The organism is Bacillus sp. LQ16 (assembly GCF_057784645.1).
Window position 1 is genome coordinate 3,840,809 of sequence record NZ_CM173491.1, and the last position, 13,675, is coordinate 3,854,483.

A 13,675-nucleotide genomic window follows, 5' to 3' on the forward strand; every position below is an offset into this window, starting at 1 on the left:
CTCACGTTGTTACTCTTCGTTGTTTAAACGCCCTGTAATTGCTTCTTTCGCAACTTCTCGATCATCAAAATGATGAACTTCTTTACCAATAATTTGATACGTTTCATGACCCTTACCAGCAATAATAATGATATCATCTGCTTTTACTTTAGTGATTGCATGGTGTATCGCTTCTTTTCTATCAATAATCACTTCATAATTATTTCCACTTGCACCATGTACCATATCATCTAAAATAGCCGCTGGATCTTCACTTCTTGGATTATCTGATGTGTAAATTGCATGAGTTGCATATTTTGTTGCAACACTTGCCATTATCGGTCTCTTCGTTCGGTCCCTATCGCCACCACAACCAACGATACAATACACATCACCTTTTGCAAATTGTTTTGCAGTTTTTAATACATTTTCTAAACTATCCGGCGTATGTGCGTAATCAACAATAACTGTATAATTTTGTCCTCCATCAACAACTTCAAAACGCCCTGGAACCCCAGCTAGTTCCTTTATAACAGCAATGATTGTTTCTAATTTCACACCCGAAACAAGTCCTGCTGCTGTTGCTGCAAGTACGTTATATACATTAAATTTACCTATTAATTTCATCGTAACATTTACACTTTCATACGGTGTGACAAGGGTAAATGTAGTTCCGCCACTCGTCATAACGATATTTTTTGCCATAATGTCACTTGTTGTATCAATACCATATGTTACAACAGTTGCTGCAGTACTTCTCATATACTCTTCTGTTACATTATCATCGCTATTCAGCACAGCGTACTTTTCACGATTATGATTATAACTATTGCCAAGCTGTGCAAATAGTAACCCTTTTGCATGTTTATATTCTTCCATCGTTTTATGATAGTCTAAATGATCTTGTGTTAAGTTCGTAAACACCGCTACATCGTAATCACATCCGTGTACACGACCAAGATCTAACGCATGTGACGAAACTTCCATTACCGTGCTGTCCACACCTTGTTCAACCATTTTTGAAAACGTCTGTTGAAGTGTTAGTGCATCTGGTGTTGTATTTTTCACCTCAAATGTTTCATCACCGATTTTCATATTAATCGTTCCAATTAGCCCTGTTTTATGACCATGTGCTCGCATAATCTCATCCATAATATGCGATGTTGTTGTCTTTCCATTTGTACCTGTAATTCCGATTAAATGTAACTTGTGTGTCGGTTGACCATAAAAATAATCAGCTAAAACCGCTAACGAACGAAAAGTATTTTTCACAAGTACAACTGGAACGTCAACATCAATTGGTCTTTCCGCAACAATAGCAGCCGCTCCTTGTGCCGCTGCTTGCTTAGCAAAATCATGGCTATCAACCGTATATCCTTTCATACATACAAATAAGCTTCCTTCTTTCACTTTACGTGAATCAGCTTCTATAGATGTGATTTCTGGATTTTCTTTTGGAACAACTGGAAAATCATGCAAACATGATAAAAGTGTATGCAACTTCATTTCACTAAACCCTCTCTACATTGTTTATTTATCTTTTTTTCAGTAAGCAACACATTACCTCCTATATAAGGAGGTAAGTGCTACTGGCCTATTTATGACTGAGACACTTATTGTCTCAAGTTAAGTAACTGTTCTATAAAGAACTCACTTCCACCAATTGTACCATAAAACGTACTATGTTACCTTTAATTCCCGAAGTAAATTCTAATTTTTGAGCCTTCTTTTACTTTAGCTCCCGCTTCTGGTGATTGCTTAATTACTTTCTCTCCATCTCCACTTATATCAAGCTGCAAATCGACGAGTTGTGTTTGTAAATCTTTCTTTTTCATTCCAATTAAATTCGGAACTTCCACAGTTGGTGTATCGCCCCATTTATATTCTTTTTCAACTTGTTCTTTTCTCGGTTTCACTCCCATAACAGGAAGCGCATCTCGAAGGATATTCCCGACAATTGGAGCTGCTACCACTCCACCAAACTGTGTAACCCCTTTTGGATTATCAACAGCAACATACACAACAATCTCTGGATCATCCGCTGGAGCAAATCCGATAAAAGATACAATATAATTATTCTCTAAATATTTACCATCTTTCACCTTTTGAGCAGTACCCGTTTTTCCACCTACACGATATCCATCAATATAAGCACCTTTACCAGAACCTTTCGCTACAACATTCTCTAATGCATAACGAACTTTTTCTGAAGTTTCCTTGGAAATAACTTTTCTTTTCTCAACAGGTGTCTTTTTACTAACAACTTGATTATTTTTCGGATCAATAAACTCCTTAGCTATATACGGCTGATACAATGTTCCACCATTTACAGCCGCCGCTACAGCTGCTACTTGTTGAATTGGTGTAACAGAAACCCCTTGGCCGAATGAAGTTGTCGCTTGCTCTACTGGACCAACTTTATCTAAATTAAATAAAATCCCACTGCCTTCACCTTGCAAGTCAATCCCAGTCTTCTGTCCAAAACCAAAATTACGAATGTATTTAAATAATCGGTCTTTACCAAGGCGATCACCAAGTTCAATAAATCCCGGGTTACATGAGTTTTGAACGACTTCTAAAAACGTTTGACTGCCATGACCTCCTGCTTTCCAGCATTTCAATCTAGCTCCACCGACTTCAGCTGCTCCATCATCATAAAACGTATCCTTCTCTAAGTCTACTAAATTTTCATTCAATGCTGCAGCTAATGTAATGATCTTAAATGTTGAACCAGGCTCATACGTACTCCACACAGGTAGATTTCTGTTATACACTTCTGGAGAGACACTTTGAAAATCCGCTGGATCAAAACTCGGCCGACTAGACATCCCTAAAATTTCACCATTTTTAGGGTTCATTGCAATTGCAATCATACCGTCTGGATTATAAGTTGACTCCGCAATATTCATTTCTCTTTCCATAATCCTTGTAATACGCGCATCGATTGTTAATCCTAAATTTAAACCGGCTTCTGGTTTTTTGAAATCATCACCAACATTAGGCATCCTTTGCCCTTTCGCATCTGCAAAAAAACGCACATGACCTTTGTCTCCATTTAGCTCTTTATCATAATATTTTTCTAGTCCCATAAGACCTTGGTTATCGCTACCAGCAAAACCTAATACATGTGATAAAAAGTTTCCAAATGGATAGTACCGGATAGAATCCTCTGCGATATACACGCCCTTCAAACTTAATCCTCGTACTTCTTTCGCTTTGTCATGTGATATTTTCCTTCCGCCTTTATCTAACCTTACAATCGATTCTTTTTTTGTAATTCTTTTATAAATCTCATCTTTTTCCACACCTAATACTGCAGCTAACTTCTCTGCAGTCTCTGCTGGTTTTTCAATTTGCCTTGGTACAACAAAGACAGTTGGAGCACTTTTATTCGTGGCAAGTTCCACACCATTTCGGTCTAAAATTTTCCCACGTTCGGGTTCAAAAGTAATATTACGACTCCATGAATCTTTCGCACGATCCGTTAACATATTCCCAAGAAAAAATTGCACATATCCAAGACGAATATCGATAATAGTGAAAATAAGTATACCTGATATAAGTATAAAAATAAGTCGTTTTCTAACTGTTACATTTGATACACGCATATCGGAACAAGCCTCCCTTACGCCTAGCTTGTTCCAATATATGCTTGTACTTATTTAATTAGAACTTCTTCTCTTTTACCATTACGGCTTTTCTGCTTCTTGTTGTGGTTCGAGTGGCGGTACGAGTGTGACACCTAATTCTGTACCAGGTTGTAATAATGTTCCTTCCGCCACACTTTGTTCTGTTACGTATCCTGTACCAGAAGGTTTCAAGTTAAGCTGTAATGTCTTCGCTAAATTCATAACATCACGCAGTGCCCATCCTTGTATATTTGGCATTGTAGGCTTATCTCCTACCAAGAAGACTCGGTCGCCTTTTAATGTTTGTTCAGTCGCTTTTGGTACTTGTTGCTGTACTTTCCCTTCACCTAGTACGATTGGACGAAGTTTTGCTTTATCAATCGCTTTCCCCGCTTCAGCCATCGTTTTACCAGTTACATCTGGAACAGTAGTTTGTTGTTCTTTCAGATGTTTTTTCGGATTTTTCACTTCATTTGGCTTAATCTTTAAATACTCTAAACTATTTTTTGTTACATATTTAAAAATATCAGCTAAAGGTTGTGCGCCGTTCTCATCATCTTTTAATTTCGGCTGTTTAACAGCTACATACACAACAAGTTGTGGGTCGTCCATTGGTGCCATACCTAAGAATGAGAATATATAATTCTGTCTTCCTGTCATATAGCCGCCTTTTCCATCCGGAATTTGCGCTGTCCCTGTTTTACCACCAACTGAATATCCATCAATTTTATAAGCTGTCCCTGTACCTTTCGGAGATGTAACAACACGTTCTAATAACTGTCTTACTTGCGCTGCTGTTTCCTTTGTAACAGGTTTTCCTACTTCTTCTGGCTTATGTTCTAATTTTACTTTGTCTGTTATCGGATCTACAATTTTATCAATTGCATAAGGTTTCATCATTTTTCCATCATTTGCAATGGCCGTTGCAGCTTGTACAAGCTGAATAGGTGTTACAGTGGAACCTTGTCCAAAAGCTGTTGTCACCTGTTGTATTTGCTGATCAAATAAAATTGTATTCGATCCTTCACCTGATAAATCAATGTTCGTTTTTTCATCTAATCCAAAACTATGAATATATTTTCGGAAACGTTCTGGACCAAGTTTTTGATCTCCTAAAATTGCAAACGCTACGTTTGAAGAACGCTCTACCCCTTCATCAAACGTGATAGAGCCCCAACCAGCACCGCCGTTATGGTCTTTTATTTTCCTATTTCCGACTTGATATGTCCCGGACTGATAATAATCTTGCCCTTTGTACACACCTTCATTAATAGCTGCCGCTAACGTGAAAATTTTCATTGTTGATCCAGGTTCAAATGCATTGGCAATTGCGTCATTATAAAAGTATTTATTATTCTCTATGTTCGGATCATAACTAGGTTTACTAGACATTGCTAATATTTTCCCCGTTTTTGGATCCGCCACAATTCCAATTAAACTTTCCGGCTCATAATGTTGACTCGCCGATTTCATCGCGTCTTCTAAATAACTTTGAATACGTTGATCCATTGTCAAATATACATTATCTCCATTTTTAGGTGCCTTCACATTCACTTTCCCACCGTCAAGAGATACCCCCCTACGATCACCTGTATAAGCTACCTCTCCATTTGAAGCTCCTAAATATTTATCCAAACTTTTTTCTAATCCAAATTGACCTACTGCAATTCCATCTTCATTCGGTTTCGCATGCCCTATAACATAAGATGCGAAATCACCATTTGGATAAACTCTCGCATTTTCGGTAATAAAAGAAACCCCTGGCAATTTCAATGCTTCTATTTGTTCTTTCTTTTCTTTCGTCAAGCCCTTACCTATCTTCCCAAATTCCACTTGACTTTTATCTTTATTTAACGTGGCTAAAATATCCTCTTCGCCTTTTCCAAGTACTCCTGCAATTTTCTTTGCAGTATCTTCTTTATTCTCAACTGAGTTAGCACCTTTTAGTGCAGCTACCATTTTGTAAGAGTTTGCGTCTTGCGCTAACACATGACCGTTTTGATCATAAATGGTTCCTCGGTTCGCTTCAAGAACTCCTGTTTTACTATGCTTTTGTTTAGCAAGTGCATCTAAATCCTGATTATGAACTGTTCCTGTTGATTGTATGTAAAAAAATCGGGCTAATAACAGCAAAAAGAGCAGGAGGAAAAATATCATAAAATAACCTGCTCCCTTATTGGTATGAAATTTAGTCATATTCTTCTTCATCGTTCCTTCACACCTATTGCCTTATTTGAGGCCTTTCACATTATTCGCATTAATTTCTAGCCCATGTTTTTTTGCCACTTCAGCGATTCGTTCATAGCGACTTAACTTCTCTACTTCAGCTTGTAATTCTTGATTTTCTTTTTGCTGCTGTACAATTTTTTCTTCTATCGTCGCTGCTTCTACATTAACTTGATAAAGGCCTGCTTTATTTCCAATAAACGCGACACAGGCATACAATAAAAAGCCAATAAACGCTACATACAACAGTTTTTCGATTCTTGTAATTTTCGCTTTAACCTTTGGCTTAGCCATCTGCTGTGGGGGCGTTTGAATTTGCACCTCTTCTTGCGCTTGTTGTTTGTACTTTACAGCTAAATTAGTCATACCTCTCTCTCCCTTTTATCGTTTTTCAGCGATTCTCAACTTCGCAGAACGCGCACGATTATTTTCTTCTAGCTCTATATCAGAAGGTAAAATCGGTTTTCTTGTAATAAGCTTTAATTTCGGCTTAAATTCATCAGGAATAATCGGTAATCCTGGTGGCAATTGTGGCGTTGTACTATTTCGCTTAAACGTTGTTTTACAAATACGATCTTCCAATGAATGGAATGTTATAACACTAACCCTTCCACCTGGCTTAACCATCTCAATAGCAGATTCCAATGCTTCTTCAAATACTTTTAATTCATCATTTACAGCTATACGAATTGCCTGAAACACCCGCTTAGCAGGATGCCCACCAGTTCTACGAGCAGGAGCCGGAATACCTTCTTTAATTAGCTCTACTAATTCTCCTGTCGTTTCAATAGCTTTATTCTCACGATAAGCTTCAATTTTTCTTGCAATTTGTTTTGAAAATTTCTCTTCACCGTATTGGAAGAAAATCCTTACAAGTTGTTCATATGACCAGCTATTTACAACATCATATGCTGTTAATGGGGCATCTTGATCCATCCGCATATCTAACGGTGCATCATGATGATAACTAAAGCCTCGCTCTGGTGTATCTAATTGTGGGGATGAAACACCTAAATCAAATAAAATACCGTCTACTTCTGTTATACCTATTTCTTGCAGTTTTTCAGCTAAATAACGGAAGTTACTCTTTACTGTTATAAACTGTTCACCGTATGAAGAGAACTTTTCTTTCGCGTTTTGAATCGCTATCTCATCTTGATCAAACGCTATTAATTTTCCACCTTCAGTTAATTGGGATAATAAATAAGAACTATGTCCTCCTCCCCCCAGTGTACAATCTACATATGTACCATCTGGCTTTATATCTAAGCCGTCTACTGTTTCCTTTAAAAGCACTGTTACGTGTTTAAACATTGTTGCACCTACTCTTTTTCCAATTAATTATGTTGAATGTATCCCTTCCTCTAAGCACATATTTCACGCTTAGAGAATGAAATAATACGAAAGAACGACTCATTTAACTTACCAACAAAGGCAACATACTATACAAATCGCTATTTTCTTTTATTATATACTAAATTTTATCATCTTTTGCGGGAATTTAAATAAAAAACTGTCGAAAAAGCGAATAATACGTTTACATTTTGTGCTATTTTGTCATATATTTAAGTATCCAACACAATTACCATATCCAACACTTTTTGATTGATAATTCAGAAAAAAATCACTTCACAGTAAATTCAACGGAATAAAAATAAAATCCTGCTCCAAAGAGCAAGATTTTATAGTTTTATAACATGATGTTTTCCGTCCCAAGAAAAAGGGTTTTCCATTACACGATCAACGAAATCCAAACCAAACTGATTTAAATAATAACATACATTCCACACACGTTCTTGCGGCGCACCTAATGGACGAAGTGCGAATTGTATACGGCGGAATTTATTTAGCTGAACCTCATACTTTTTCTCAACATTTCTTTTCAACATTCTTTCCAGCAGTTCAATTTGTTCATTAATTTTCAATTCGTTTTTCCCTGCAAACGCACCTAATCCTGGCTCTATTTTCTTTACAAATTGCTGTAAAGATATATGAATATCGGCAATTTCTTTTTTCGCCTTTTCAAAATGATCATCAATCGGTTCCTCTACTCGATTAGACAACCAGTTTTCACGCAGTTTATCGACATCATTTAAAAACGGATCACTTTCTCTCAATTGCAGATCGAATAAATCTGTCGCTATATCTCTCTCCACATAAGTAATTGTAAGACGAGGAACGACAGGTGGCATTTGAAAACCGACAGTATGGAATACTTGTTGTAATTCACTCCAATAAGCTAATTCCCCTGGACCTCCAATAAATGCGAGCGTAGGAAATACATACTCTTGCATAAGAGGACGCGTTACAACATTATTACTAAAACGTGCCGGATTTCTCTCCATTTCTTCAATCAACTCTTCATATGAAAAGGAATGCGCCCCATCCTTTCCAACAAACTTACCTTGATGCTCTTCAAGCAATACTCGTTCATTATCTATTTCCATGAATATATGCACTGCATGAGACTTCGTTTCAATAATCGGTTTGTATCCTAGTTCTTTAATTACTTCCTGCTGATTACGAAGCCCCTCTTGCACCTCTTTATACTTACTTATAATTCGCTTAAAAAATGGAATTTCTAACTTTCTTAATTCAGGATGATGTGAATCAACAAGGATTAAACCAGAATTAGCAAAGATTTTCGTAATAAGATGAGCAAAGAAATCTACATACGTATTCGATTTTTTCAAAGCAGCATCAACAAATTTTAATACATCCTTTGTAAAATTTGTTTCTGGGTATGTTTTAAAAATCTCTTCAATCCAACTTCTACAATCTTCAACAGAAAGTTCAGACTCAGAAGCACTCGCCTTTTTCGGATTACGATCATAAAAAATAGTTTTTTTCATCTTTTTATTTTTCGCTACAAAAGTATGGTTAATCTCATCCATATCATGATCTTCACCCGCAATCCAGAAGACAGGGACAACTTTAACTCCTAAACTTTCTTCCTTTTCCTTTGCAAGCTGTAAAATTGAAATAACTTTATGAATTGTATAAAGCGGTCCAGTTAATAACCCCGCTTGTTGTCCAGCTATAACAACATATGTATTTTCATCTCCAAGCGCTTTTACATTTTGAAGTGTAGATTCTCCCGCTTGTAATTTTGTATTATATTCTAATAAATGCGCTACTAAATCTTGGCGGAAAAACTCCCTTTCACGCAAATCATGTAAACGTTGTTTAAAAGCATCTTCTGTTAACATATAATCAAAACATGACTGTATCTCTTTTTTACCGTTCATATAGTCCGCTACAACACCTTGTTGCGGAACAGAGATTTCTTTTATCTCCATATAATTCTTCCTTTCGTATCCAGTTCTCTCACCAATCCACATTGTAGTCAATGTTTCACTTAAAAGCAAAGAATAACACTTATACTCTTGTTTCTAACCCCTTTATTGCATCGAACAAAAATTGAAGTGTCGGAACTGGTCGTTGCTGTTTCTTAGCCTCTTCTAATACATACCCAACAATCGCATTAATTTCCGTCTGTCTATTCGCTCTTACATCCGCTAACATAGAGGATGTATTACGAGACGTTCCTTCACACACATTTCGTACCATTTGCCATACCATTTCTTTTTCTCCTCTAATAAGAAATGCGACCTCCTGAAACACTTGCTCCATCATTTGATAAAAAAAACGATTCGTGATTAATTCACCATTCTTTACTCCCAATAACGCTGTCAACGGATTGATACATACATTTACTACTAATTTTTTGCGCATAATCTCTTCCCAATCTGTTTCTATTTGAACTGGAAAATAAGCAACAGGAAAAGAATGAAATATTTTTTTAAAATGTATAGATTGGCCACAAACCACTCCAAATCTCGTTACACCTACTCCAGTATGATGAACGATGTGCCCTCCCTCTTTTTTCGCACCATGTTCTACAATACCAACAGCTATATTTTCACTCCCTATTTGCAGCATCTTTGGGAGATGCGACATTCCGTTTTGCAAAAAGATTAATGATGATGCACCTTCCACAAACGGTAGTATGTCATCTATATGATATTGCTTCACAGCAATAAATATATAATCTAAATTTTGCGCTACCATACTTTCTATCGATAAAACAGGCGGATATACTGTTTCCCATCTTCCATCTCTAATACAAGTTACACCTGTTTCATTTAATTCTTCAGCCTGCTTAGCTGTTCTTGTAAACAACGTAACATCTTGGTTACTTTTTTGTAAATAAAATGTATACAATAGACCAATAGCACCTGGTCCGACAATTCCAATTTTCATTTTCACACAAGGGATTCACATTAAGTGCCCTTGCCTCCCCCCTTTTTCATATCTTTTTAAAGTACATGAGCACGCCCTATAATTTCGTTGTCCTCTGCCAAACAAATACACTCTCATTTTTCACTATGTATATACTGCCTATTAATACACTTATACTCTTAGTTTAGCAAATCCTCAAAAAAATAATAAAAGAAATATACTATCTTCTTCATAAAAATAAAAAAATGAGTTATACTATTATTATAAATATTTTTACTTTTCTGCATTCAACGAGATAAGAAAAGGATGTGATGTAATGGGATTCCCAAAAGTTGAGCGCTTGCTCATCAATTATAAAACGTTAGATGAATTCAAAAAATTTAAAGGGTGCGGAGCCCAGGAACTATCTATGCTGGAAGAATTGCAAGCAAACATTATTGAAAACGACAGTGAATCTCCATTTTACGGTATTTATTATGGCGGATCACTAATCGCACGTATGAGTCTATATATGAAAAGAAACGGCGGAGAACCATTCGAAATTACAGGTCCTTACCTAGAACTTTATAAACTTGAAGTATTACCAACTTTTCAAAAACAAGGATTCGGACAAATGCTTGTAAATCATGCGAAACAACTGCAATTTCCTATTAAAACGATAGCGCGTATTCATTCAGCTGGTTTTTGGGATAAATTAAATTTCAGCCCCGTATCAGTAACTGATGGAGATTTTTATATTTGGCATCCAGAAACAAATTTGAATGCGGTTACAAATGAAGAATCGGCTTAAGAAATAAAAAAAACAGCTGTATAACAGCTGTTTTTTTATTTCTTAAGCTTCTCTAACTTCTCAGTCGAGCGAGCATTGTTTCTTTCCGCTACCATTACACTTCTTTTTTGATCGATATAATCAAGCAATGTTCTATACTCTTCCTCATATACTGATAATCGCTCCAGAAGACGCTCTCTTTCTGTTTGTAATGATTCAACTTGTTGTTGCAACACCGTTAAAGAGTTTTCATCTTTATAATTTTGCAAGAAATCAATAACATCATTCAACGTAATTGACGTAGGTTCTAACACTTTTGTCTCTTTCACTTCATAATTTTCTACTTTACGAAGTTGCTTCGCTTCCTCAATACGTTCTTTATATTGCTTTCTTACGTAAGAATTCCATCTAAATCCACATGCTGCTGGTGTACGAGATAAATTTTTCCCCACTTCCTTAAAGGCAGAAAGTTGTGTTCCACCTTCTCGAATATGCCGGAGTACTACTTCTGCCAGAAGCAAATCTTCATCATCAGTCCAAGCATCTTGTCTTGTTGTCGCCATTTCTCTAGTCCTCCCTATGCATTTTTTATTAAGCATATGCAGTTACTAGAAAAGATAGAATACAACAACTAAAGATTAAGACAAAAAAATAAACGCAGAAGATATCTTCTGCGTTTATTTTCCTGCAATTACTTGCTGATTACTTCTTTACCTTTGTAAGTACCGCATGCTTTACATACACGGTGAGCTAATTTCGCTTCACCACAGCTTGGGCACTCTACCATACCAGGTACTGATAATTTGAAATGCGTACGACGCTTTCTTTTTACTGTTTTAGAAGTTCTTCTAAAAGGTACAGCCATTCTTCCCACCTCCTTAAAAGAAATAGTTATTTTCATATGAAGGCCTGAACCAGTCTTCCGATTATTTGTCAAAAAACTTTGCAAGTCCTGCCAATCTTGGATCAACAGTCTTTTCTTTGTCTTCTTCCGAAATCACTTGCCAGTCTTGACCTTGCGTCGGTGCTCCACCAGAAACATCATCACTGAAAATTTGCATTGGAATCTCCAAAAGTATATTTTCCTTGATTACGGGCAGTAAGTCAAGTACTTCTCCTTCTAAACAATGAATTTCAGCTTCAGTTTCAAATTCTTCTTGTGAAGTTTGGAACACCTCAGTTGTTTTAATGTCAAATGGTAATGTCACATCTACTAAAGAACGAGAACATGGTAAAACCATGCTTCCAGTTATATGTAGATGAAACGTAAACTTACCGGAGCCAAAATCAACTCTTCCCGTTACATGAACAGGATTAATTTCACGAATATCTTTCTCGACCTCTTTTAGCTCACTTACATCTACCATCTCATCCAATGTCAATCCTTTATTTCTCAATTTATTCAATTGATGGATGGACCATTTCATATCATATCACCTCAAGGCAACAAACAAAATTATAGCTAGCCATTTTATATTTGTCAATGTTTTTTCTTTACACTATAATGAAGTCATCATAGTAAATAATATATAGAGTATCACGTTTTTCAAAAAGATGCTACATCGAAAGGAGAGATTACCATAAAAGCTGGTGGTATTGTTGTTGAATATAACCCTTTTCATAACGGTCATCTTTATCATGTGCAAGAGACAAAAAAGTTAACACAATCCGATATAATAATTGCCGTTATGAGTGGTCCTTTTTTACAGCGTGGTGAGCCCGCACTCATTTCCAAATGGTATCGCACTAAAATGGCCTTAGCAAACGGCGTAGACCTTGTTGTAGAGCTTCCATACGTCTTTGCGACACAAAAGGCTGAAACCTTCGCAAATGGTGCTATTTCCATTTTAAATGCCCTACGTGTTTCTGAAATTTGTTTCGGTAGTGAGGATGGACAAATCGAAAATTTTTATAATACCATCTCCGTACAAAAAAACGAAGAAGAGACTTTTAACTGCCTTGTAAAACAATTCATGGACGCTGGCAATAGTTATGCAAAAGCAACATCGGATGCTTTTTCACACATTTTAACATCCGAAAAAAACATAGATATGTCACAACCAAATAATATTTTAGGCTTCCAATATATGAAAGCAATTCTGTCACAAAATAGCTCTATACAAGCTCAAACTATAAAAAGATTCGCCTCTCATTATCATGATGAAACATTTAATGACCAACATATTGCAAGCGCGACAAGCATTCGGAAACAACTCTTTAGCGAAGAAGGATCATTTACAACAATTGAACCTTTTCTCCCACAGGCAACCACTTCGCTTTTAGCAAATTACAAACAAAACTACGGGATATTACATAATTGGGAACAATACTTTTCATTTTTTAAATATAAACTCATGACAATGTCTTCAGGAGACTTACGACATATATATGAAATAGAAGAAGGTTTAGAGCATCGTATTTTATCAAAAATACAAAACAGTTCCTCCTTCTATTCATTCATGGAAGCATTAAAAACAAAACGTTATACATGGACTAGACTACAAAGAGCTTGTACACACATTTTAACAAACACAACAAAAGAGGAAATACGTAGCGCAAATATAGAACAACATGCACCATATATCCGCCTGCTAGGCATGTCACAAAAAGGACAAACTTATCTTTCAAAAAACAAGAAAAAAATCGAACTTCCAATCCTTACTCATACAAAAACATTTGACCATGCTGCTTTAGATATAGAGAAAAAAGCAAACTCTGTATATTTCTCCATCATGCACGAACCGTTACGCACGCAACTATTAAAACAGGATATAACACACCATCCTATTCGCTATGATGAAACAACTACAAAATTCCTATAAAAAAACCT

Annotated in this window: 12 protein-coding genes; 2 read left to right on the plus strand and 10 right to left on the minus strand. The window is 36.2% G+C overall.

Annotated features, from left to right (window positions below; genetic code table 11):
* Positions 1-9: 9 nt before the first annotated feature.
* From murE to panE, 7 genes are all read right to left on the minus strand, one after another.
* Complete coding sequence (gene murE / locus AC3EMB_RS19145) at positions 10-1,485, minus strand: UDP-N-acetylmuramoyl-L-alanyl-D-glutamate--2,6-diaminopimelate ligase (RefSeq protein ID WP_000766289.1); 1,476 nt, start codon at positions 1,483-1,485, stop codon at positions 10-12.
* Between the two features lie 185 nt (positions 1,486-1,670).
* Entirely contained in the window at positions 1,671-3,587 is a 1,917-nt protein-coding gene (locus tag AC3EMB_RS19150) for a stage V sporulation protein D (protein ID WP_001266235.1), read from the minus strand.
* An 81-nt stretch (positions 3,588-3,668) separates the two neighbouring features.
* Entirely contained in the window at positions 3,669-5,816 is a 2,148-nt protein-coding gene (locus AC3EMB_RS19155; RefSeq protein WP_488517228.1) for a penicillin-binding protein, read from the minus strand.
* Between the two features lie 21 nt (positions 5,817-5,837).
* Positions 5,838-6,200, minus strand: coding sequence for a cell division protein FtsL (ftsL, locus tag AC3EMB_RS19160; RefSeq protein WP_000182804.1), 363 nt, complete (start codon positions 6,198-6,200; stop codon positions 5,838-5,840).
* Between the two features lie 15 nt (positions 6,201-6,215).
* The gene (gene rsmH / locus AC3EMB_RS19165; RefSeq protein WP_000472508.1) at positions 6,216-7,148 is read right to left on the minus strand and encodes a 16S rRNA (cytosine(1402)-N(4))-methyltransferase RsmH; all 933 of its coding nucleotides are present in this window, start codon (positions 7,146-7,148) and stop codon (positions 6,216-6,218) included.
* Between the two features lie 368 nt (positions 7,149-7,516).
* Positions 7,517-9,133 carry a bacillithiol biosynthesis cysteine-adding enzyme BshC gene (gene bshC, locus AC3EMB_RS19170; protein WP_377901214.1) on the minus strand — a complete coding sequence of 539 codons (1,617 nt, stop codon included), beginning with the start codon at positions 9,131-9,133 and terminating at the stop codon, positions 7,517-7,519.
* A 79-nt stretch (positions 9,134-9,212) separates the two neighbouring features.
* Positions 9,213-10,097 carry a 2-dehydropantoate 2-reductase gene (gene panE, locus AC3EMB_RS19175; RefSeq protein ID WP_488517782.1) on the minus strand — a complete coding sequence of 295 codons (885 nt, stop codon included), beginning with the start codon at positions 10,095-10,097 and terminating at the stop codon, positions 9,213-9,215.
* A gap of 295 nt (positions 10,098-10,392) precedes the next feature.
* Here panE and AC3EMB_RS19180 point away from each other — a divergent pair, with 295 nt between their 5' ends.
* The gene (locus tag AC3EMB_RS19180; protein WP_000506690.1) at positions 10,393-10,866 is read left to right on the plus strand and encodes an N-acetyltransferase; all 474 of its coding nucleotides are present in this window, start codon (positions 10,393-10,395) and stop codon (positions 10,864-10,866) included.
* Positions 10,867-10,901: 35 nt separating this feature from the next.
* Here AC3EMB_RS19180 and AC3EMB_RS19185 read toward each other — a convergent pair whose 3' ends face one another.
* The 3 genes from AC3EMB_RS19185 to AC3EMB_RS19195 form a co-directional block, all read right to left on the minus strand.
* The gene (locus tag AC3EMB_RS19185) at positions 10,902-11,408 is read right to left on the minus strand and encodes an RsfA family transcriptional regulator (RefSeq protein WP_000246469.1); all 507 of its coding nucleotides are present in this window, start codon (positions 11,406-11,408) and stop codon (positions 10,902-10,904) included.
* 128 nt (positions 11,409-11,536) lie between these two features.
* A complete protein-coding gene (gene rpmF, locus AC3EMB_RS19190; RefSeq protein WP_001984764.1) occupies positions 11,537-11,710 on the minus strand; it encodes a 50S ribosomal protein L32 in 174 nt (57 codons plus the stop codon).
* A 61-nt stretch (positions 11,711-11,771) separates the two neighbouring features.
* Positions 11,772-12,272, minus strand: coding sequence for a YceD family protein (locus AC3EMB_RS19195; protein ID WP_000872146.1), 501 nt, complete (start codon positions 12,270-12,272; stop codon positions 11,772-11,774).
* Between the two features lie 213 nt (positions 12,273-12,485).
* Between AC3EMB_RS19195 and AC3EMB_RS19200 the strand changes: the two genes are divergently transcribed.
* A complete protein-coding gene (locus AC3EMB_RS19200; protein WP_069356137.1) occupies positions 12,486-13,667 on the plus strand; it encodes a nucleotidyltransferase in 1,182 nt (393 codons plus the stop codon).
* The last annotated feature ends 8 nt before the right edge of the window (positions 13,668-13,675 follow it).

Coding starts and splice junctions, on each gene's coding strand:
- murE (WP_000766289.1), bottom strand. CDS start 1,485: ATGAAGTTGCATACACTTTTATCATGTTTGCATGATTTTCCAGTTGTT.
- AC3EMB_RS19150 (WP_001266235.1), bottom strand. CDS start 3,587: ATGCGTGTATCAAATGTAACAGTTAGAAAACGACTTATTTTTATACTT.
- AC3EMB_RS19155 (WP_488517228.1), bottom strand. CDS start 5,816: ATGAAGAAGAATATGACTAAATTTCATACCAATAAGGGAGCAGGTTAT.
- ftsL (WP_000182804.1), bottom strand. CDS start 6,200: ATGACTAATTTAGCTGTAAAGTACAAACAACAAGCGCAAGAAGAGGTG.
- rsmH (WP_000472508.1), bottom strand. CDS start 7,148: ATGTTTAAACACGTAACAGTGCTTTTAAAGGAAACAGTAGACGGCTTA.
- bshC (WP_377901214.1), bottom strand. CDS start 9,133: ATGGAGATAAAAGAAATCTCTGTTCCGCAACAAGGTGTTGTAGCGGAC.
- panE (WP_488517782.1), bottom strand. CDS start 10,097: ATGAAAATTGGAATTGTCGGACCAGGTGCTATTGGTCTATTGTATACA.
- AC3EMB_RS19180 (WP_000506690.1), top strand. CDS start 10,393: ATGGGATTCCCAAAAGTTGAGCGCTTGCTCATCAATTATAAAACGTTA.
- AC3EMB_RS19185 (WP_000246469.1), bottom strand. CDS start 11,408: ATGGCGACAACAAGACAAGATGCTTGGACTGATGATGAAGATTTGCTT.
- rpmF (WP_001984764.1), bottom strand. CDS start 11,710: ATGGCTGTACCTTTTAGAAGAACTTCTAAAACAGTAAAAAGAAAGCGT.
- AC3EMB_RS19195 (WP_000872146.1), bottom strand. CDS start 12,272: ATGAAATGGTCCATCCATCAATTGAATAAATTGAGAAATAAAGGATTG.